15 protein-coding genes and 1 tRNA gene are annotated in these 20,415 nt (G+C 62.0%); 7 read left to right on the top strand and 9 right to left on the bottom strand.

Annotation, left to right across the window (positions count from 1 at the left end; all coding sequences use genetic code 11):
• Positions 1-53 precede the first annotated feature (53 nt).
• The 5 genes from lon to IVA95_RS14915 all read right to left on the bottom strand — a co-directional run bounded on the left by lon (position 54) and on the right by IVA95_RS14915 (position 7,043).
• On the bottom strand, positions 54-2,480 hold the full coding sequence (gene lon, locus IVA95_RS14935; RefSeq protein WP_213250454.1) for an endopeptidase La: 2,427 nt from the start codon (positions 2,478-2,480) through the stop codon (positions 54-56).
• A gap of 312 nt (positions 2,481-2,792) precedes the next feature.
• Positions 2,793-4,067 (bottom strand): ATP-dependent Clp protease ATP-binding subunit ClpX, encoded by a 1,275-nt coding sequence (clpX, locus tag IVA95_RS14930; protein WP_028345767.1) that lies wholly within the window; start codon positions 4,065-4,067, stop codon positions 2,793-2,795.
• A gap of 427 nt (positions 4,068-4,494) precedes the next feature.
• Complete coding sequence (locus IVA95_RS14925) at positions 4,495-5,130, bottom strand: ATP-dependent Clp protease proteolytic subunit (RefSeq protein ID WP_213250456.1); 636 nt, start codon at positions 5,128-5,130, stop codon at positions 4,495-4,497.
• A 318-nt stretch (positions 5,131-5,448) separates the two neighbouring features.
• Positions 5,449-6,789 carry a trigger factor gene (gene tig / locus IVA95_RS14920; protein ID WP_247511157.1) on the bottom strand — a complete coding sequence of 447 codons (1,341 nt, stop codon included), beginning with the start codon at positions 6,787-6,789 and terminating at the stop codon, positions 5,449-5,451.
• Between the two features lie 169 nt (positions 6,790-6,958).
• Positions 6,959-7,043, bottom strand: a tRNA-Leu gene (locus IVA95_RS14915).
• A 121-nt stretch (positions 7,044-7,164) separates the two neighbouring features.
• Between IVA95_RS14915 and IVA95_RS14910 the strand changes: the two genes are divergently transcribed.
• Together IVA95_RS14910 and IVA95_RS14905 are read left to right on the top strand one after the other, a co-directional pair.
• Positions 7,165-8,508 (top strand): multicopper oxidase domain-containing protein, encoded by a 1,344-nt coding sequence (locus tag IVA95_RS14910; protein WP_247511156.1) that lies wholly within the window; start codon positions 7,165-7,167, stop codon positions 8,506-8,508.
• Between the two features lie 10 nt (positions 8,509-8,518).
• Positions 8,519-9,601 (top strand): enolase C-terminal domain-like protein, encoded by a 1,083-nt coding sequence (locus IVA95_RS14905; RefSeq protein WP_247511155.1) that lies wholly within the window; start codon positions 8,519-8,521, stop codon positions 9,599-9,601.
• A gap of 149 nt (positions 9,602-9,750) precedes the next feature.
• On the opposite strand, the gene IVA95_RS14900 is transcribed toward IVA95_RS14905, so the two are convergent.
• Positions 9,751-11,250, bottom strand: coding sequence for an NAD(P)H-hydrate dehydratase (locus IVA95_RS14900; RefSeq protein WP_247511154.1), 1,500 nt, complete (start codon positions 11,248-11,250; stop codon positions 9,751-9,753).
• Between the two features lie 410 nt (positions 11,251-11,660).
• On the opposite strand from IVA95_RS14900, the gene IVA95_RS14895 reads away from it, so the two are divergent.
• From IVA95_RS14895 to IVA95_RS14880, 4 genes are all read left to right on the top strand, one after another.
• Positions 11,661-11,999 carry a P-II family nitrogen regulator gene (locus tag IVA95_RS14895; RefSeq protein WP_027537227.1) on the top strand — a complete coding sequence of 113 codons (339 nt, stop codon included), beginning with the start codon at positions 11,661-11,663 and terminating at the stop codon, positions 11,997-11,999.
• A 134-nt stretch (positions 12,000-12,133) separates the two neighbouring features.
• A complete protein-coding gene (glnA, locus tag IVA95_RS14890; protein WP_247511153.1) occupies positions 12,134-13,543 on the top strand; it encodes a type I glutamate--ammonia ligase in 1,410 nt (469 codons plus the stop codon).
• A 245-nt stretch (positions 13,544-13,788) separates the two neighbouring features.
• The gene (locus IVA95_RS14885) at positions 13,789-14,325 is read left to right on the top strand and encodes a DUF992 domain-containing protein (protein ID WP_247511152.1); all 537 of its coding nucleotides are present in this window, start codon (positions 13,789-13,791) and stop codon (positions 14,323-14,325) included.
• A 397-nt stretch (positions 14,326-14,722) separates the two neighbouring features.
• Positions 14,723-16,237 (top strand): HEPN domain-containing protein, encoded by a 1,515-nt coding sequence (locus tag IVA95_RS14880; RefSeq protein ID WP_247511151.1) that lies wholly within the window; start codon positions 14,723-14,725, stop codon positions 16,235-16,237.
• A 913-nt stretch (positions 16,238-17,150) separates the two neighbouring features.
• On the opposite strand, the gene IVA95_RS14875 is transcribed toward IVA95_RS14880, so the two are convergent.
• Positions 17,151-17,921, bottom strand: coding sequence for a gamma-glutamyl-gamma-aminobutyrate hydrolase family protein (locus IVA95_RS14875; RefSeq protein ID WP_213250480.1), 771 nt, complete (start codon positions 17,919-17,921; stop codon positions 17,151-17,153).
• Between the two features lie 123 nt (positions 17,922-18,044).
• Positions 18,045-18,740: a hypothetical protein gene (locus IVA95_RS14870; protein ID WP_247511150.1), complete on the bottom strand. Its 696-nt coding sequence runs from the start codon at positions 18,738-18,740 to the stop codon at positions 18,045-18,047.
• A 146-nt stretch (positions 18,741-18,886) separates the two neighbouring features.
• On the opposite strand from IVA95_RS14870, the gene IVA95_RS14865 reads away from it, so the two are divergent.
• Positions 18,887-20,017 (top strand): AI-2E family transporter, encoded by a 1,131-nt coding sequence (locus IVA95_RS14865; protein ID WP_247511149.1) that lies wholly within the window; start codon positions 18,887-18,889, stop codon positions 20,015-20,017.
• 6 nt (positions 20,018-20,023) lie between these two features.
• Here the strand turns inward: IVA95_RS14865 and IVA95_RS14860 are convergent, their stop codons facing one another.
• Entirely contained in the window at positions 20,024-20,326 is a 303-nt protein-coding gene (locus tag IVA95_RS14860; RefSeq protein ID WP_247511148.1) for an antibiotic biosynthesis monooxygenase, read from the bottom strand.
• Between the last annotated feature and the right edge of the window lie 89 nt (positions 20,327-20,415).

Raw genomic sequence — 20,415 nt, 5'->3', positions numbered from 1 at the left:
GAAGGCGCCGCTTAATCGTTTTCAGTTCAGTGATCAGTGGTGACTGATCGGGCTCAGTGCGCCGTCAGGCCACCGGCCGCTTCGTCCGAGGCATCCGACTTGACCGGCACCTTGGTGTCCTCTTCCCAGACGATCGGCACTGGGGCGCGGACCAGCGCCTTGGCGATGACGTCATCGAGCCGGGCAACCGGGACGATCTCCATGCCGCCCTTGATCGCATCGGAAATCTCCGTGAGATCCTTGGCGTTGTCCTCGGGGATCAGCACCGTCTTGATGCCGCCACGCGCGGCCGCAAGCAGCTTCTCCTTCAGGCCGCCGATCGGCAGCACGCGACCACGCAGCGTGATCTCGCCGGTCATCGCGACATCGTGCCGGACCGGAATGCCGGTCATGGTCGAGATAATCGCGGTGGCCATCGCCACACCCGCCGACGGTCCGTCCTTCGGGGTTGCGCCCTCCGGCACGTGGACGTGGATGTCGCGCTTGTCGAACAGCGGCGGCTCGACGCCGTAGTTGATCGCCCGCGAGCGGACGTAAGACGCCGCCGCCGAGATCGACTCCTTCATCACGTCGCGCAGATTGCCCGTGACGGTCATCTTGCCCTTGCCGGGCATCATGACGCCTTCGATGGTCAGCAGCTCGCCGCCAACATCGGTCCAGGCCAGACCCGTGACGATACCGACCTGCGGCTCGCTTTCGATCTCGCCGAAGCGGTATTTCGGCACGCCGAGGAAGTCTTCGAGAGTCTTCTCGGTGACCTTGACCGACTTCTTCTTGGAGATCATCAGCTCCTTCACCGCCTTGCGGGCGAGTGTGGAGAGCTCACGCTCCAGGTTGCGCACGCCCGCTTCGCGGGTGTAGCGGCGGATCATCAACAGCAACGCATCGTCGTCGATCGACCATTCCTTGGAATCGAGGCCATGCTTGGAGATGGCGTTCGGGATCAGGTGCTTGCGCGCGATCTCGACCTTCTCGTTCTCGGTGTAGCCGGCGATCCGGATGATCTCCATGCGGTCCATCAGCGGCCCCGGAATGTTGAGCGTATTCGCGGTCGTGATGAACATGACGTTCGACAGATCGTAGTCGACCTCCAGATAGTGATCGTTGAAGGTCGAATTCTGCTCGGGGTCCAGGACCTCAAGTAGCGCCGACGACGGATCGCCGCGGAAATCGGCGCCCATCTTGTCGATCTCATCCAGCAGGAACAGCGGATTCGAGGTCTTGGCCTTGCGCATCGACTGGATGATCTTGCCGGGCATCGAGCCGATATAGGTGCGGCGGTGGCCGCGGATCTCGGCCTCGTCACGCACGCCGCCGAGCGAGACACGCACGAACTCACGGCCGGTCGCCTTCGCGATCGACTTGCCGAGCGAGGTCTTGCCGACGCCGGGGGGTCCGACCAGGCACAGGATCGGTCCGGTCAGCTTGTTGGCGCGCGACTGCACCGCGAGATACTCGACGATGCGGTCCTTGACCTTTTCGAGCCCGTAGTGGTCGGAGTCCAGCACGGCCTGCGCCTGCTCGAGGTCTTTCTTGACCTTGGACTTCTTGTTCCACGGGATCGACAACAGCCAGTCGAGGTAGTTGCGCACGACGGTGGCTTCCGCGGACATCGGCGACATCTGGCGCAGCTTCTTCAACTCGTGCTGCGCCTTCTCCCGCGCTTCCTTGGAAAGCTTGGTCTTGGCAATCTTCTCTTCCAGATCGGCCAACTCGTCGCGACCTTCGTCGTCACCGAGTTCCTTCTGGATCGCCTTCATCTGCTCGTTCAGGTAATACTCGCGCTGGGTCTTCTCCATCTGGCGTTTGACACGCGAGCGGATGCGCTTCTCAACCTGCAGCACCGAGATCTCGCTCTCCATCAAGCCCAACACCTTCTCCAGGCGCTGCGTGACGGACAACGTCTCCAGGATGCCCTGGCGATCGGCGATCTTGACGGCGAGATGCTGCGCGACCTGATCGCTGAGCTTGGCGAAGTCAGTGATCGCCTGAACCACGCCAACAACTTCGGCGGAGATCTTCTTGTTCAGCTTAACATAGCTTTCGAAGTCGGACACGACCGAGCGCGCCAAAGCTTCCGCTTCAACCGAGTTGGCGTCGGTATCGGCGAGCGCGATCGCGGTCGCCTCGTAATATTCGATGCGATCGGAATACTTTTGCACGCGCGCGCGTTCGAGCCCTTCGACCAGCACCTTCACGGTGCCGTCGGGAAGTTTCAGGAGCTGCAGCACGCTGGCGAGCGTACCGACTTCGTAGATGGAATCCGGGCTCGGATCGTCGTCGGACGCGTTCTTCTGCGTCGCGAGCAGGATCAACGCGTCGTTCTTCATCACCTCTTCGAGGGCGCGGATCGATTTCTCGCGGCCGACGAACAGCGGCACGATCATGTGCGGAAATACGACGATGTCGCGGAGCGGCAGCACCGGATACGAATGGCTTTCGCCGAGAATGATTGTTGGCCGGGTTTTTGGGGTTGTCATGGCCTATTCCTTCTGTTTTGCCCCCTTGCACGCAGTCCGCATCGCTTGCGCAACCGCCACAAGGTGCTGGGAGTTCCGGGCCGGTCGGCCGCCTTCGCTGCCGCCTTCACCGGATGATTTCTGCGACGAATCCCGAACGTGATTTCCGCCACCATGGGCATTAGGTGGCTATCGGGTATGGGGGTGTCAAGTCACGGAAAATGACCGCAAATTGCAGGTCAAACGCGCGAAAAACGCTTACGCCACTGCGGCCGCCGAAAGGCTCGGCAGCCGCGCTATAGAAACTTCTGAGTTCTAGCCAGCGCGACGGTATCAGGCGCTGGCGCTGCTCTCGACAGCCCGATCCGAACGGTCCGCATAGATGTAGAGCGGACGGGCGGTTCCTTCGACCACTTCGCGCGAGATCACGACCTCTTCGACACCTTCCAGACCCGGCAGATCGAACATGGTCTCGAGCAGGATGCTTTCGAGGATCGAACGCAATCCGCGCGCGCCGGTCTTACGCTCGATCGCCTTGCGGGCGACCGCGCCAAGCGCCTCGTCGGCGAAGGTGAGTTCGATGTTCTCCATTTCGAACAGCCGCTGGTATTGTTTCACCAGCGCGTTCTTCGGATCGGTCAGGATCTTCTTCAGCGAGGTCTCGTCGAGATCCTCCAGCGTCGCGACCACCGGCAGACGGCCGACGAATTCGGGGATCAACCCGTACTTCAGCAAGTCTTCCGGCTCGACATGGCGGAAGATTTCCCCGGTGCGGCGGTCTTCGGGCGCCAGCACCTGGGCGGCGAAACCGATCGAGGTCGAGCGTCCGCGTGCGGAGATGATCTTCTCAAGGCCTGAGAACGCGCCGCCGCAGATGAACAGGATGTTGGTGGTATCGACCTGCAGGAACTCCTGCTGCGGGTGCTTGCGACCGCCCTGCGGAGGTACGGAGGCGACCGTGCCTTCCATGATCTTCAACAGCGCCTGCTGGACGCCCTCACCCGACACGTCGCGGGTGATCGACGGGTTGTCGGACTTGCGGCTGATCTTGTCGATTTCGTCGATATAGACGATGCCGCGCTGCGCGCGCTCGACATTGTAGTCGGCCGACTGCAACAGCTTCAGGATGATGTTCTCGACGTCCTCGCCGACGTAGCCGGCTTCGGTCAGCGTCGTCGCGTCTGCCATGGTGAACGGCACGTCGAGAATCCGCGCCAGCGTCTGCGCCAGCAACGTCTTGCCCGAACCGGTCGGACCGATCAGCAGGATGTTCGACTTCGCGAGTTCGACGTCGTTGTGCTTGGTCTGGTGATTGAGGCGCTTGTAGTGGTTGTGAACGGCAACCGAGAGCACCTTCTTGGCATGGCTCTGGCCGATCACGTAATCGTCCAGCACCTTGCAGATTTCCTTCGGCGTCGGGATGCCGTCGCGCGACTTCACCAGCGAGGACTTGTTCTCCTCGCGGATGATGTCCATGCAGAGTTCGACGCATTCGTCGCAGATGAATACGGTGGGACCCGCGATGAGTTTGCGGACTTCGTGCTGGCTCTTTCCACAGAACGAGCAATACAGCGTGTTCTTGGAGTCGCTCGTGCCAACCTTACTCATTCCTGTCTCCGTCCGCCGTTCGATCCGTTACCCGATCGACCCATTCCGGCACTGTCACCGGACCTGAAGGTAGATAGAGCAAATTCCGTACCAAAAAAGACCCTAACTCAATTACGCACCGTGCGAATCACTGCGTCTCGATTCCCCCGCGATCTTAACCCAACCCACACAGCCAACCATGCTGGCACCCGACTATCAAGAATTCGCTAATCGGGGCCGGATTGGCTACCCGTGACAATACCGTGATTTGTGGCGTTCGCACGGGGAGAAGTTGACGAAATCGACCGAGCGTTGCGGTATTGCCACGCCGCAAACCAGCACGAAAGCGGAACTTTCGGCCTATGCGAGGGCATGGGCGCGGCTTTCGGCCAGATTTGCCGATTCAATCAACCATTAACGTCAACGCGGGGTGTTGCTATCCGTTACCTTACGGGATTTTCACCGGCGTCACCTCTTCGGGGCGCCTGTCGATCACCTTGTCGACGATGCCGAAGTCGCGCGCCATCTCGGCGGTCAGGAATTTGTCGCGCTCCAGCGCGTCCTCGATCGCCTTGTAGGTCTGGCCGGTGTGCTTCACGTAGATTTCGTTGAGGCGCTTCTTGAGATTCAGGATCTCCTGTGCGTGAAGCATGATGTCGGTGGCCTGGCCCTGGAAGCCGCCGGACGGCTGATGCACCATGATGCGCGAATTGGGCAGCGAGAAGCGCATGTCCTTTTCACCGGCCGCGAGCAGCAGCGAACCCATTGAGGCCGCCTGCCCCGTGCACAGCGTCGACACCGGCGGGCGGATGAACTGCATGGTGTCGTAGATCGCGAGCCCCGACGTCACCACGCCGCCGGGCGAGTTGATGTACATCGAGATTTCCTTCTTGGGATTTTCCGCCTCGAGGAACAGGAGCTGCGCGACGGTGAGCGTCGACATGCCGTCTTCGACCGGACCGGTCACGAAGATGATGCGCTCCTTCAGGAGCCGCGAGAAAATGTCGTAGGCGCGTTCGCCGCGGTTGGTCTGCTCGACCACCATCGGAACGAGGTTCATGTAGGTTTCAACGGGATCGCGCATTAATCACCCCAAGGGTTCGGATAGAGAATAAGCGGGAACGAACATCCGGCAAGACAGCCATGATTGCCGCACGGACGAACGTCCCGTGATGCAGGACTTCAACTCAGAACTCGCATAGGCGAGCTGCTCACAGATATGAGCCAATTTCCCGGCGACAAGACCGGGCACTTGCGAGCCGAATAAGCCAGCCGAATAAGAGAAGCTCAAACTGATTCGCAGCCGATCGCATAGCGACGGGTGCCGCCACCACGCCGCTATCGCCGTTCATCATTAATGCCGGCCTGACCAAACCGATCAGGCTGCACTCTTCTCGTCGGCCTAGTCATCCTTGAACAGGTCCTCGCGCGAAACCTTCTTTTCTGTCACGTTGGCGAGTTCGAGGATGAAATCGACCACCTTGTCTTCATAAATCGGCGCACGAAGCTGCGCCAGCGCATTGGCGTTGTTGCGATAGTAGTCCCAGACTTCCTTCTCGCGGCCGGGCATCGAACGCGCCCGCTCGATCACCGCGCGGCTGACTTCGTCGTCGGTCACTGTGATCTTGTTCTTCTCGCCGATCTCCGACAGCACGAGGCCAAGCCGGACGCGACGGTCGGCGATCTTCTTGTACTCTTCCTTCGCGGCTTCCTCGGTGGTGTTCTCGTCGGCAAAGGTCTTGCCGGAGGATTCCATCTCGGCCTTGATCGAGTTCCACATCAGGTTGAACTCTTCCTCGATCAGCGACGGCGGCGCCTCGAATTTGTGGCTGTCGTCGAGACGGTCGAGCAGCGCGCGCTTGACGCGCTGGCGCGTCGCACCGGCGAACTCGGCGACCAGCCGCTCGCGCGCGGCTTCCTTCAGCTTGTCGAGCGATTCCAGGCCGAGCGTTTTTGCAAACTCGTCGTTGATCTCAGTCTCGCCCGGGGCTTCGATCAGGGTTGCCGTGGTCTCGAACTCGGCCGCCTGGCCGGCAAGTTTCTCGCTGGCATAGTTCTTCGGGAATGACACTTTCAGCGTGCGGGTTTCACCGGCCCCGATGCCGGCGAGCTGTTCCTCAAAACCCGGAATGAACTGTCCGGCGCCGATCACGACCTGGATGCCCTCGCCGGTGCCGCCGTCGAACGGCACGCCGTCGATAGACCCCTTGAAATTGATAGTGACGCGATCGCCGGTTTCGGCATTGGCGCCCTCCGCCTTCGCCGCATAGGGACGGTTCTGGTCGGCGATGCGCTTGATCGCCTCGTCGACCTCGGCATCGGTCACTTCGACCACCGGCTTCTCCACCGAGAAGGTCTTGAAATCGGCGAGCTGAATCGTCGGCACCACCTCGATCGCCACCGTGTAGGTCAGATCGCTCTTGCCGGCGAGCAGCTCCTCGACTTCTTTCTGCTCGGTTGGCAACGTGATCTTGGGCTCGGTCGCAAGGCGGAAACCGCGGTCGGTGAAGATCTGCGTGTTAGTGTCGCGGATGGTCTGGTCGATGGTCTCGGCCATCACCGAGCGGCCATACACCTTTTTCAGATGGCTCACCGGCACCTTGCCGGGGCGGAAGCCATTGAGCTTCACCTTGTCCTTGAGGTCGACCAGCTTGGCATCCGCCTTAGCATCGAGATCCGATGCGGGGACGCTGACCTTGAACTCGTGCTTCAATCCCTCGGCGAGGGTTTCGGTGACCTGCATGGTGTCAATCTTCTTCCGCTTGCGCCGGGCCAACTAGCCCCGGCAGTGTCTAATTTGGTTCGACGCGCAAGCCTTGCAGCCCTGCGCCGGTGGTTCGGATGACCTTGGCTTCCCCATACGGGGAGCAGGCCCTCCAGTATTCGTCATGCAAACGCTTGGATAGAGCGCTTGGTGCGGGCGGAGGGACTCGAACCCCCACAACTTTCGTCACTGGAACCTAAATCCAGCGCGTCTACCAGTTCCGCCACGCCCGCGTGAAAAGCATCCTTACCCGGCCGCGATGCCGCGGGCGGCGGGCTTATAACATGAGCCTACACCTCCGCAGCAAAAAAATGGCCCTTTTTGACAGCACCGGGGCAAGGCGTCACAGCTAGCATGGATACATCAGAAATGGTCCGCATCGGTCCGATGGCAAGACCCAAATCAACGCTAGCTCGACGCGAGCTGCTGGCCGGGCTGGGCGCCGCCGCCCTCACCCCGATATGGCCGGTTTCCGGCGCAGCCCAGGCACGTCCCCCGCTGACGTTACAGGCCACACCGGAGACCCTCGCACTCCGGCCGGCCGGTACGGCCGCGCCGGTCTGGTCGATGCAAGGGCCCGACCTCACCTTCAAGCGTGGCGAGACGGCCGAGATCGCCTTCGCCAATGAGCTGCCGGTGCCGGTCGTCCTCAACTGGCGGGGTATGGACGGCATTCCGGCGCAGGCCCCTCTCACGGCGCGCGCAGCCGTCGCAAGCGGCGGCAAGGCCACCTTGCAGCTTCCCCTGCGCCACGCCGGGACCTTCCTCTGCGACTTCGGGCTGCTTGGCGATCGGCAGGCACAACCAACGCGGGCACGGCCGTTGATTGTTCGCGAAACCGAACCGATCGCTGTCGACCGCGACGAGGTCCTCCTGATCGAGGATTGGCAGGCAAGGCCCGATGGAATAGCAATCGCGCCGGGAATCGATCCGAAGGACACCGTTCCCCTCCATACGATTAACGGCCGGACTTCGCTCGAACTCTCAGGGCGGACCAACGAGCGGATCAGGCTCCGCATCATCAGCGGCTGCCAACGCTCTGTCATGGCTATCAAACTGGAAGGGTTGGACGTCCGGGTCATGGCCATCGACAGCCAGCCATCGGAGCCGTTCCAGGCCCGCAATGGCGCGCTGGTGCTGGCGCCGGGCGGGCGGGTCGATGCCTTCATCGATTTGACCGCTCCGGCAGGCTCTATCAATGCGATCCTCCTGCATGATGGCAAGGAAGCTCGCACGATCGGCAAACTTGTCGTCTCTAGCGAACCGCCGGTCCGCGCGGCACCGCTGCCACCCGCCCCTGCGCTGCCCTCCAACGGCCTGCCCGAGCGGCTCGACCTCAAGGGGGCGACTCGGATCGATGTTGTGCTGGGCGGACCTTCCGGCGACTGGATGACGCCAGCCAATTTTGCCGTGAGTGCCCCGCCCGCCTTCCGCGCCAGGAAAGGCCGCACCGTGGTGCTGGCGCTCACCAATCGCGCCGCGGTCACCAGCGTCTTCCACCTCCACGGCCACCACTTCCGCCTGCTGGACCGGCTCGACGACGGCTGGAAGCCATTCTGGCTGGATACGCTGGCGATCGAGCCTGGCCAGACCCAACGCATCGCCTTTGCCGCCGAACATGCCGGCCGCTGGTTGATCGAATCCGTCGCCACCGATTGGGCGGCACCGCGCCTGGTGCGGTGGTACGCTGTTGAGTGAGGAGCACGCCATGAGCAAGCCGGTTCCCGCCATCCGTAGCGTCGAGGCGCGAGCGCTCGTCGTGCCGCTCGCCCGCCCCGTGAAGAACGCCTTTGGCGTGATCGACGTGGGCCCGCTGGTCCTGATTGATGTCGAGACCGATCAGGGCGTTACCGGTCACTCCTACATTTTCGCCTACAGCAAGCTGACGCTGAAGCCGCTGGTGCACCTGATCGAGGAGATCGGACGCGAACTCACCGGCAGGCCAGTTGCGCCCTACGATCTGATGACAGCGATGGACGCAAAATTCCGCCTGCTCGGCTGGCAGGGCCTGGTCGGCATGGCGGTGTCCGGCCTCGACATGGCCTATTGGGACGCACTCGGCCAGTTGGCCGGCAAACCCGTGGTTGAACTGCTCGGCGGTTCGCCAAAACCGATCAGGGCCTATGACAGCTATGGCGTAGTCGATCCCGTGGCCGACGAAAGAGCGCTGCGCCGCTCGCTCGAGCAGGGATTTCGCGGAATCAAGATCAAGGGCGGCGATGGCGATGCCGGCAATGATGAGCGCGTGGTCAAGGGCGTGCGCGCCCTCATCGGACCCGACATCGCGTTGATGATCGACTTCAACCAGTCGCTAGATCCCGCTGAAGCCGCGCACCGGATCGCCCGCCTCGAACCCTACGACTTGCACTGGATCGAAGAACCCGTGCCGCAGGAAAACCTCGCTGGACACGCAAAAGTGCGCGAGACCTCGGCCACGCCAATTCAGGCCGGCGAGAACTGGTGGTTCCCGCGCGGCTTTGCGGAAGCGATCGCGCGAGGCGCCAGCGACTTCATCATGCCCGATTTGATGAAGTGCGGCGGCGTCACCGGCTGGCTGCAGGTCGCCGCCCAAGCCGAAGCCGCCAACATCCCGATGTCGAGCCATCTCTTCGCCGAAGCCAGCGCCCACATGCTGGCAGTGACGCCGACCGCGCACTGGCTCGAATTTTTGGATTTTGCCAGCGTGATCCTCGCCCATCCTGCCGAGATCGTCGACGGCACGGTCACCGCACGGGGACCGGGTCTTGGGCTGGAGTGGGATGAGACGGCGGTGGCGAAATATCTGGTGTGAGAGCTGTCTCTTGTCCCGGACGCGGTGCAGCGTGCAACGCTGCTCCGCAGAGCCGGGACCCACCATTGCACGACGCCACGTGGACCCCGGAACAGCAGCGCACCACGCCGCAAGCGGCGCGCTGCGCAGCATCCGGGGAACGCAGGCGACTAATACTCGATCCCGAACTCGTCATAGAGCCGGCGGAACACGGCGGGCAGCACTTCCGGCAAATCTTCCGCGATCAGGCCCGGCCCCGCCTCGCCCGCGGCTTCGCCGTGCATCCAGACGCCGATGCTGGCGGCTTGATAGGCCGGCACGCCTTGCGCCAGCAGCCCCGCGATGATCCCCGCCAGCACGTCGCCGGCGCCCGCCGTCGCGAGCCAGGGCGGCGCGTTCGACGCAATGCTGGCGCGGCCGTCGGGTGAGGCCACCACCGTGTCCGGCCCCTTCAGCAGCACCACCGCGCCGCAGCGCTGGGCGGCATCGCGCACCCGCTCCAGCTTTGACCTGCCGGGGTGCTTGTTGCTCATGTCGCTGAACAGGCGCGGAAACTCGCCCTCATGCGGGGTCAGCACGACCTGCGGATCCTCGCTCGCCCTGATCTGCTCAAACAGCCGCTCCGGCGCTTCGGCAAAACTCGTCAGTGCGTCAGCGTCGAGCACGAGGCCGCGTTTCGTCGAAAGCGCCGTGTGGACGAAATCGCGCGTGCGCGCGCCGATGCCGGCGCCCGGCCCGATCGCGACGGAACTAAGCCGTTTGTCACTGAGCATGTCGGCGAATTCCACGGCGGTATCGACGGGACGGACCATGACTGCCGTCAGCGCCGCGGCATTGACAGCCAGCGCATCGCGCGGCGAGGCCACCGTGACGAGGCCGGCCCCAGTCCGCAGCGCGCCACGCGCCGCCAGGCGCGCCGCACCGGTCGCCGCCAGTTCCCCCGACAGCACGACGGCGTGGCCACGGGCGTATTTATGGCCGTCGATCGCAGGCACCGGGAAGGATGTTTGCCAGCTCTGCGGAACGTTTTCGAACGTCTGCGGCCGGATCTCCTCAAGCACCTGCGCATCGATGCCGATCTCGGCGACGCGGACGCGGCCGCAATGCTTGCGCCCGGGCATCAACAGATGCGCCGGCTTGCGGCGGAAGAAGGTCACGGTTTCGACAGCGTTGATCGCTGCGCCCATCACGGCGCCCGTGGTGCCGTTGATGCCGCTCGGCAGGTCGATGGCCAGCACCGGCGCGCCGTTGGCGTTGATCGCCTCGATCATCTCGAGCGGATCGCCCTTGACCGGACGGTTGAGGCCTGCGCCAAACAGCGCGTCAATGATCAACGCCGGCTTGCCGATCGCCTGCGGGTTGAACGGCAGCACCGGGTATTTCCAGCCGCGCGCGGCGAGCGCGGCATCGCCCTGCAGGCTGTCGCGCTCGCACAGCAGGATGATGGAAACCTCGCGCCCGCGGGCGGCGAGTTCGGCGGCCGCCACAAAGCCGTCGCCGCCATTGTTGCCGCGGCCGGCGACGACGACGATCGGGCCCCCCTCGACGAGATTCATCGCGGCCTCCGCCACGGCCTGGCCGGCGCTCATCATCAGCGCGAAGCCCGGCGTCCCGCCGGCGATCGTCAGCCGGTCAGCCCGCTCCATCTCGGTCGTGGTCAAGATTTCCATGCCGAATCCTCGATCCATCCGCCTTTTCTGAAGGCATATCCCCGTCGCGTCCGTGGTCCGACTCGCCCCACCTGCACACTAAATGACCGGTTTGCCTATTTTGTAAGCTTCGCTATCATGCGGGCCGCCGGCGCACCTCCTTCACTTGCCTGTTAAAAGTCTGATAACGTTCCGAAATCAGCCGCATTAACAACTTGGCATAGACCCTGCTTTTGAGGAAGCCGGTTGGAAAACCGAGCTCAGGATCGTCGCAGTCAGCGGCAATAATGAGCAGTCCGGCTTTGCAATCATGAGCAGTTCCGGCTTCGCCGGATGCAAGGATCAAACCAGACGGCGCCAGGTAAGTTCACCGGGCTACGACATCGATACTATCTGCACTCTGCAATTTGGAAATGCCCGGGAGGCGCTCAGTGAAGAAGATTGAAGCCATCATCAAGCCATTCAAGCTCGACGAGGTGAAAGAGGCGCTTCAGGAAGTCGGACTGCAGGGTATCACGGTCACCGAAGCCAAGGGGTTCGGCCGGCAGAAGGGACACGCCGAGCTCTATCGCGGTGCGGAATACATCGTCGACTTCCTGCCCAAGGTGAAAATCGAGATCGTGATTTCGGACGAGCTGGTCGAGAAGGCGATCGACGCGATCCGCCGCGCCGCCCAGACCGGGCGCATTGGCGACGGCAAGATCTTCGTCTCGAATATCGAGGAAGCGATCCGGATCAGAACCGGAGAATCCGGGCTGGACGCTATCTGAGCCGGGTGCTATCCGAAAGTTTGCGACTGAAAAACAAGAAAAGGGCTGCTTCCGCGGCCCGATTTCGTTCGCGATGCCTCGATCGTCTGCGAATGTCGCGTTCTGGAAACCGTCCGTAGCCAAAAGGGGTATTCATGAAGACCGCTAAAGACGTCCTGAAGTCGATCAAGGACAACGACGTAAAATACGTCGATCTGCGCTTCACCGATCCGCGCGGCAAGTGGCAGCACGTGACCTTCGATGTCAGCATGATCGAAGAGGACACCTTTGCCGAAGGCCAGATGTTCGACGGCTCCTCGATCGCCGGCTGGAAGGCGATCAACGAGTCCGACATGAACCTGATGCCCGACCCGGCCACCGCGACGATCGATCCGTTCTTCGCCGAGACCACCATGGTCATCGTCTGCGACGTGCTAGAGCCGACCACCGGCGAGCCCTACAATCGCGACCCCCGCGGCATCGCCAAGAAGGCCGAGGCCATGGTCAAGTCGATGGGCGTCGGCGATACCGTGTTCTTCGGTCCCGAGGCCGAGTTCTTCGTATTCGACGACGTGCGCTACCAGACCACGCCTTACAACACCGGCTTCAAGCTCGATTCCTCGGAACTGCCGATCAATTCGGACACCGAATATGAGGGCGGCAATCTCGGTCACCGCATCCGCACCAAGGCCGGCTACTTCCCCGTGCCGCCGCAGGACTCGGTGCAGGACATGCGCTCGGAAATGCTCGGCGCGATGGCCAAGATGGGCGTCAAGGTCGAGAAGCATCACCACGAAGTCGCTTCCGCCCAGCATGAGCTCGGCATGAAGTTCGACACCATGACGCTGATGGCCGACCAGATGCAGATCTACAAATACTGCATCCACCAGGTGGCGCACATCTACGGCAAGACCGCCACCTTCATGCCGAAGCCGGTCTACGGCGACAACGGTTCGGGCATGCACTGCCACCAGTCGATCTGGAAGGACGGCAAGCCGGTGTTCGCCGGCAACAAGTACGCCGACCTCTCGGAGACCTGCCTCCACTACATCGGCGGCGTCATCAAGCACGCGAAAGCGATCAACGCCTTCACCAACCCCTCGACCAACTCCTACAAACGCCTGGTCCCGGGCTATGAAGCCCCGGTGCTGCTCGCCTACTCCGCGCGCAACCGCTCGGCCGCCTGCCGCATTCCCTATACGGCGAACCCGAAGGCCAAGCGCGTCGAAGTCCGCTTCCCCGACCCGATGGCCAACCCCTATCTCGGCTTCGCCGCGATGCTGATGGCCGGCCTCGACGGCATCAAGAACAAGATCGATCCGGGTCCGGCGATGGACAAGGACCTCTACGATCTGCCGAAGGAAGAGCTGAAGCTGATCCCGACCGTATGCGGCTCGCTCCGCGAGGCGCTGGAAAATCTCGACAAGGACCGCGCCTTCCTCAAGAACGGCGGCGTGTTCGACGACGACTTCATCGACAGCTTCATCGAGCTCAAGATGACCGAGGTCGAGCGTTTCGAAATGACCCCGCACCCGGTCGAGTTCGAGATGTATTATTCGCAGTGATCTCGCGCGGCGCTCGCGCCGCCAGTATCACCGTCCGACAATGCGAAAGGCGCTCCTTGCGGGGCGCTTTTTGTTTTTGCGAAGGAAGTCAGGCATTTCGGCCGTCTGCACTCGGGCCAACTGCCGCCCGCTAATTCAGCTCATGTGGCCGCAAGCGCTGAAAGGCGATTACAGGAACGGGAACATCGCAATGTCGCTGGGCGTTGAGGTGGTCCACCAGAATGCGTCGAAGGAGGACGCCGCCCATGAATAAAGCAACCCTGAATAGAATAATTTTAAATAGTCTCGCAACCATATGCGTCGCCCTGCCGCTCGCCCTTGCCGCGGCTCCGGCCACGGCTCAGGACACCGGGCGGACGAGGGTCGGCACGCTCACCTGCAATATAGCGCCCGGTGTCGGCCTCGTTGTCGGAGGGCAGCGGCAACTGAGCTGCATCTATGCGTCTCCGAGAGGCAGGGCGCGCGAGGCTTATGAGGGCACCGTCAGCACGCTTGGCCTCGACATCGGTGCCACGACCGGCGGCCAGATGGTCTGGGCGGTTTTTGCGCCGGGCAGGCTGCCCCGGGCGGCATTGGCGGGAACCTATACGGGTGCGACCGCCGGCGGCACGGTCGGCGCCGGAGCGAGTGCCAACGTCCTGGTCGGAGGCCCGGACCGCAGGGTCATCATGCAGCCGGCATCCGTGCAGGGGCAGACGGGCGTGAATATTGCGGCAGGCGTATCCACAATGGAGCTGCGGCCGGCCGCTGCGCCCGCGCCCGCACGTCGCAAGGCCCAATGACGACATCATCGCAGGTGAACCAGTCGGCGGCTTGCCGCGGGGATCACTGCCACAAGATGCGAAAGGCGCCTCCATTCGGGCGCCTTTTGTTTTTTGCAGTAGGATGGCTGGAGCGAAGCGATACCCATCACTCGCATAGGTCCCTGCCTGTGGCTGCGCTCATGCGGGCTACTTGCTTCCGCGATTGCATACGGACGTAAACCGGGACCGCTTGCTGCCGGCGAGAATTGACCGACCCCGAGAGCATTGAGCTTGGGATCGGTCCTGTGTGCATGAAGAAGTGGGGATGGTGAGTGTTGTGCATGTACCTTCGTCCCCACTGACGGATATCATACGCCTTGCATCCAACCGAGAATCTAGACTGCCCATGACCTCACCCTCCCCCGGTTCTGAGCACTTGGCGGCAGCAAAGCGACTGCGGGAGGAGTTGCGGCGATATTTGGAGCTGTTCGCTGGCGCTTTCGATGAATTACATGGCGCGGTCATAAAGCAAGTTAATGTGCCAGGTCAGTACATCAGCCCCCACAACGACTATCCTGTTATGTCATTGCTTGACAGCGGCTTCCCTCACTTCCGGGAGTCGGGATTTTATGAAGGTAGTACTCCACGAAACTACGTGAGCACGGTTCGACCCGGTCTCGCCGGGCTACTCAGTGGCTTGGCGCGTCCCGCGGTGGACTTACCAAGGGGTATTGAACTCGCATCTTTTCTGCGAAATCATGAAATCGGAAAGAGGTTGGGTTCAGGTCTGCTGTCCGACATCCGCATTGGCTCCTTGGTTGACGATGCAGTTGAGCGATATTTACATCTGCACGGACTAAATGCTCCTGTCGAAGCCAGACGTCGTGCCGCCATCATTCGACCTCTAGCATTCGGAACTGTTTCTGAAAGTCTTGATCTCCGCCTCGTCGTTCCGGTCGCCATGACTAACTTTGAGGTGGACCATTTTCCGCTTACCGAAACGACCTACATCGCTCGCATTCCGCAGAAGTTGCAGCTAGCAAGAGCGCGAATGAGTACGCGGGGGTCAGGCGCAGAGGGGTTAGTGGTCGGCGCAGCCACACATGCATTCGTATCCAAGGGCTGGACCCTCGAAGTTGATAACATTGATAGTGTTCGCGAATCGCTGCGTCAGTCGTCATCGAATGTCTTGGATGCGACCGATACCTTCTTTGGTGCGTTGCGAGTGGTGACGGGCATCAGCACAGGCTACGCGCAATTGTTATGGGCTCCAAGACGCTGGACGCTCGACTACTTCTGCGACCTCGCTCCAGTTTACGGCACAACTCTGCGCCGCTATCCGAGCGAATACGATAACTATGGATGGGCACGTCTTGGGGCCACCGTTACAGCCGAGCACCTCAAAGAGGTGCGTCGAATATATCAAGCCGCTGTGAGCAGCCAGAGCGAGGCGATTAGGCTTGCGTTGAAACGGTTGAGCGGATGCCTCACACGCACTGATGAGGCGGACGCCATTCTCGACGGAACGATTGGTCTCGAACTGCTTCTTGGCGACGACGAAAACCAGTCGCTCTCCTATAAGCTTCGCCTTCGCGCTGCCGCTCTCGCGGCGTTGCACGACGATCCTGCTTATCCAGCGGCTGAGGTCGCCTCCAAAGTGAAGCGGCTTTACAGAGCCAGGTCAGTGATCGTCCACGGAAGGCGGAAAAAGCCTTCCAAAAAGGCCTCCGAACCGACTGACACGAGCAAGGCTAACGAGCGCTTGCTTGCTTCCGACCTGCTTCGCTTCGTGCTCAACGTGCTTCTCACTCACCCGCAATATCAAGAGCCAGCGAAGATCGACGAAGGCTTGCTTCTTAGAGGCGACGAAATCATTGCAGCACCGAAGGCAATAAGGCAGCGTAAGCGGCAATCACGGTCTGTGCCGCGATCTTCGGCTTCCAATCCTTGAGTTCTTTGACCTGGGGCTGCATCACGGTGACAACTGACGCGTGCTGCCTTAGCGCCGCCTTGATCGCGCGAACTCGCGCCGGCAACACGACAAGCGTCTCTTGCAAGCGGTATCTCGTGCCAAGGCTGCGACAAATCAACACGACGGGCAAATCACTTCGGATTTTCCGAAATCGCGTCAAGCCTAGGAATCAAAAATATTCCGCTTAACATGACAGGCAAATCAGCCGCATAACTCCGCCCGTCTCACCCGATGGAGGGGCGGCTCGCGATCGTCACGAACGTGCGGTGAGATGCGATGGACGCTGATGGCGCGCTAGACGTACGCGCCGGAAGCGTACGGCGAAGTCGTGTGGTCCGGACGCCGCGGTGCTGGCGTTAAGTTACGTGGAAGTTTCCGCGTGGCGACGGTGGCAATAGAGCCGTTCACCGGGGAGAGCTCGAAGTAAGCCGTAAAGCCATTGCGCAGGGAAGGCCGGGATGCTCCCGCTGTACCTGTATGCTCGTGTGCGCGTTCTTAGTGCGCAAATTGCACACGAGACCGCGGGTGCGGCGCGCACCCGGTCTTCCCTGCGCCCTCTGAACAAGAGGGCGGGAGGTTAGTAGCAAACGTCGGGCAGTTCATGTCGCGAGAATGCGAACGCACACTCAGTTGTCATCGCCCGGCTTGACCGGGCGATCCAGTATTCCAGAGACGCCAGTGATTGAACCGAGAAGCCGCAGCGTACTGGATCCCCGTCTTGAGGATGACAGTCGAATGTTACGTCGCTATCTCAACGTCATTGCGAGCGCAGCGGAGCAATCCACATCTCCACTTGCCGTGCGATGAATTGCTTCGCTGCGCTCGCAATGACGTGGTTAGGCCAAGGCGCACTGGATACTGCACCTGTGCGGAATGTTCGAATGACGATTCTTTACGCCGCCCGCGTGTGCGCCTTGAGCGCCGCTCCGAACGCCTCGAACAGCTTGCGATTGATCGGGTTGCGCTGCGGGTCATACTCGGCGTGCCACTGCACACCGAGCGCAAAGCTCGGCGCGTCCGCGATCCGGATCGCTTCGATCGTGCCGTCCTCGGCAATGCCTTCGATAACGACGCGCTTGCCCGGTTCGAGGATGCCCTGCCCGTGCAGCGAGTTCACCCGGATGGTTTCGCAGCCGAGCAGGCTTGCAAAGGTGCCGCCGGGCGTGAGGTGGACGTCGTGCCGGTCGGCGAACACGACCGTCGGGTCGGGATGGATCTCGCCGTTCTCCAGGCGCGGCATGCGGTGGTTGATGCGGCCCGGGATTTCGCGGATTTCCGGATGCAGCGAGCCGCCGAAGGCGACGTTCATTTCCTGCAGGCCGCGGCAGATGCCGAAGATCGGCACGCCGCGGGCAACGCAGGCCTCTGTCAGCGCCAGCGCGACGTCGTCGCGATGGATGTCGTAGGGCTCGTGCTTCTCATGCGGCTCGGTCTTGAAGCGCATCGGATGGACGTTGGCCCGTGCCCCGGTCAGCACGATGCCATCGACGACGTCGAGCAGCGCCCCAATGTCGGTAATCTCGGGCGACCCGGCAAACATCAGCGGCAGTGCCCCCGCTACGTCGGTGACCGCGCGCAAATTGCGCTCTCCGACCATCTGGGTCTGGAAACGATTTTCGACGCGATAGGCGTTCCCGATCACACCGACCACGGGCCGTCTCATCGCCAATTTTCCGCTGTCATCGTCCTGTGCAAAGACCTTCTGGGTTGGGCCGCCATTGCAGACGATAATGCCCGCGAGCCGGCGGCGGATCAATATCCGGCAGCGGCCTGCGGGCCTGCCCTGCTATTTTCGCGTGAAAGCCTCCCGCGCATCGATGCCGTCGACCCCGGGCAAACCGGCCGCCCGGAGCGCTGCGGCAGCCGAACTGCCTTCATTGCCCAGCCACGGCAGTTTCGCCTGAATTCCACGCGTGACCGGTTCGCCCAGCGCGCCGCCGAAATCGACCGGCCAATATCCGTTCGGCACCACTTCAGCCGATATTTCCTGAAGGCGATAGCCCCTGCCGAGCACCGCCTCGGCATCGTCGGGCGCTACCTGCCGCGCGGTGCCGGGATTGGCCGGATCGGTAAAGGTCACGAGCACCGGGATCAACGTGTCTTTTACCGGCACGACGCCGGTCAACCGGCTCATCTCGTTAAACGAGACCCGCTTGCCGGCCGCCGCCGTATAGGCGCGCAGAGCCACGTAGTTCATGTCGTCGAGGACAACGTTGTTATCGACATGCGCGAGCAGCGCGACAAGGTTTTTGCCTTGCCCGAGATCGACGAAAATGGCGTCGCCGACGGTCCGGGTCTGACCGCGGCGGGTGTAGCTGCGATCGGGATGAACGGCCACCACGCCAGATGCCGATTTGCGCCCCTCCGGCGTCTCGACCTCGACCGACAGACGATAGTTGTGGGCAGGACGGTTGATTCTGATCTGGTCGCCGATCACCAGCGCCGCCAGCAGCGCAATCGGACCAAACCATTTGAAATTCATTTCATCCCCGCCGGCGCCACATCGGATTCATCTACCGCTTGGCATAGCCGACGTGGCAGCGTCAAACCGGCGCGTGCGCTCCCGCTTGATCCCGGCGGCGTTTTTGGCGAAAGACTGCAGACAACATTCTGCGAAAAGGAATCAACGTGACAGGTCCGGCTGACAATCGCCTTCAGGCCCGCAACGATATGGCGTGGGCGATATCGGTCGGCGGCATCGGCGTCGTGCTGTTCGCCGCCCTGCTCGTGTTCACCTGGCATTTTGCAGCGACGCTGTTTCTGATCTTTTCCGGTGTCCTGCTCGGCGTCACCCTCAACGCCATGAGCAACCTGCTCGGACGCGTGGTGCGGCTGCCGCATGCGCTGCGGCTGACCGTAGTCTGCCTGGTGGTCGCGGGCATGCTGTCGGGCATCGTCTTTCTCGGCGGCACCACGATCGCCCAGCAGACGACGACGTTGAGCAACACGCTCAAATCGCAACTCGTCAACGTCAAAGGCTTCCTGGAGCGGAACGGCATCGACACCAGCTTTTTCGATTTCGGCACGCTGTCGTCGACGTCCGATGATGGCACGCCGGCGCCGGCCGCGACGCCGACGCCGCATACCCTTCCCAGCGCCGGCACGATTGCGGCCAGCGGCGGCGCCATCTTCAGTCAGAGCCTTAAGCTGATCCTGGGCACCGCCAGCGCAGTCGGAAACTTCTTCATCGTGCTTTTTTTAGGGATCGCCTTCGCGACCCAGCCAAGCGTCTACCGCAACGGACTGCTGTTCATGGCGCCGAAGAAGCATCGCGTGCGCGCGGTTACGATCGTCGACCGCATCAGCGAGACGCTGGAGCGCTGGCTGATCGCGCAGATCATCACCATGATTGCAGTATTTCTGGTGACCTGGATCGGGCTGTCGATCATCGGCATCCAGAGTTCGTTCATCCTCGGCATCCAGGCCGGCCTGCTCGCCTTCATCCCGACCGTCGGCGCCATCCTCGGCGGGCTGATCGTGGTGCTGGCCAGTCTCGCTTCGGGATGGGTCGCGGGCCTCTCCGCCTTCATCCTGTTCCTCGGCGTGCACGCGCTGGAAAGCTACGTGCTGACGCCGCTCATTCAGCGCCAGGCGCTGGATATTCCGCCTGCGACGCTGTTTGCGTTCCAGATCCTGCTCGGCGTCGTCTTCGGCATCTGGGGACTGGCGCTCGCGCTGCCGCTGATGGCGATCGCCAAAGTGATGATCGATCATTTCAAGGCGGAAGTGGCGCCCGCCGCCCTCACGACGGCGGCTTGAACGGTGTCAGTCCGCCGTGGTCAGCACCGTCTCGGTATGCTCGACCTCGGGGGGCGAAGCAAAGTACGGGCCGACCAGCGCGCGCCAGGCGGTGAAATCTTCCGAGCCGCGAAAGTCCACGGTGTGGTTTTCCAGCGTCTCCCACTTCGCCACCAGCCGATAACGCTGCGGCTTCTCGATCGACTTCTGCAGTTCAAACCCCTTGCCGCCCTTGGCGCGCAGGAACAGCGGGCGGGCCTTGGCAACGGCCGCTTCAAAATCCTTCTCGGTGCCCGGCTTGACATCGATTTGCGCGATTTCGGTGATCATTGGTTATGCCCTCTCGTGAGAATTGGCGTGTCTAACCCAGCCGCCTCAAAAGCAAAAGGTGGATAGGTGTTGCTGCGATGCACGCCAGT

This window comes from Bradyrhizobium sp. 157, from assembly GCF_023073815.1.
Taxonomy (GTDB): domain Bacteria; phylum Pseudomonadota; class Alphaproteobacteria; order Rhizobiales; family Xanthobacteraceae; genus Bradyrhizobium.
Note: the sequence above shows the minus strand (reverse complement) of the source record. Positions and strands in the feature narration are given on the sequence as shown.

Bases quoted from the DNA above. Each gene is read 5' to 3' on its own strand.
- IVA95_RS14875 (WP_213250480.1), bottom strand. From the start codon at position 17,921: ATGAGACGGCCCGTGGTCGGTGTGATCGGGAACGCCTATCGCGTCGAA.
- IVA95_RS14900 (WP_247511154.1), bottom strand. From the start codon at position 11,250: ATGGAAATCTTGACCACGACCGAGATGGAGCGGGCTGACCGGCTGACG.
- IVA95_RS14885 (WP_247511152.1), top strand. From the start codon at position 13,789: ATGAATAAAGCAACCCTGAATAGAATAATTTTAAATAGTCTCGCAACC.
- lon (WP_213250454.1), bottom strand. From the start codon at position 2,480: ATGACAACCCCAAAAACCCGGCCAACAATCATTCTCGGCGAAAGCCAT.
- IVA95_RS14860 (WP_247511148.1), bottom strand. From the start codon at position 20,326: ATGATCACCGAAATCGCGCAAATCGATGTCAAGCCGGGCACCGAGAAG.
- IVA95_RS14925 (WP_213250456.1), bottom strand. From the start codon at position 5,130: ATGCGCGATCCCGTTGAAACCTACATGAACCTCGTTCCGATGGTGGTC.
- IVA95_RS14910 (WP_247511156.1), top strand. From the start codon at position 7,165: ATGGATACATCAGAAATGGTCCGCATCGGTCCGATGGCAAGACCCAAA.
- IVA95_RS14870 (WP_247511150.1), bottom strand. From the start codon at position 18,740: ATGAATTTCAAATGGTTTGGTCCGATTGCGCTGCTGGCGGCGCTGGTG.
- tig (WP_247511157.1), bottom strand. From the start codon at position 6,789: ATGCAGGTCACCGAAACCCTCGCCGAGGGATTGAAGCACGAGTTCAAG.
- clpX (WP_028345767.1), bottom strand. From the start codon at position 4,067: ATGAGTAAGGTTGGCACGAGCGACTCCAAGAACACGCTGTATTGCTCG.
- IVA95_RS14905 (WP_247511155.1), top strand. From the start codon at position 8,519: ATGAGCAAGCCGGTTCCCGCCATCCGTAGCGTCGAGGCGCGAGCGCTC.
- glnA (WP_247511153.1), top strand. From the start codon at position 12,134: ATGAAGACCGCTAAAGACGTCCTGAAGTCGATCAAGGACAACGACGTA.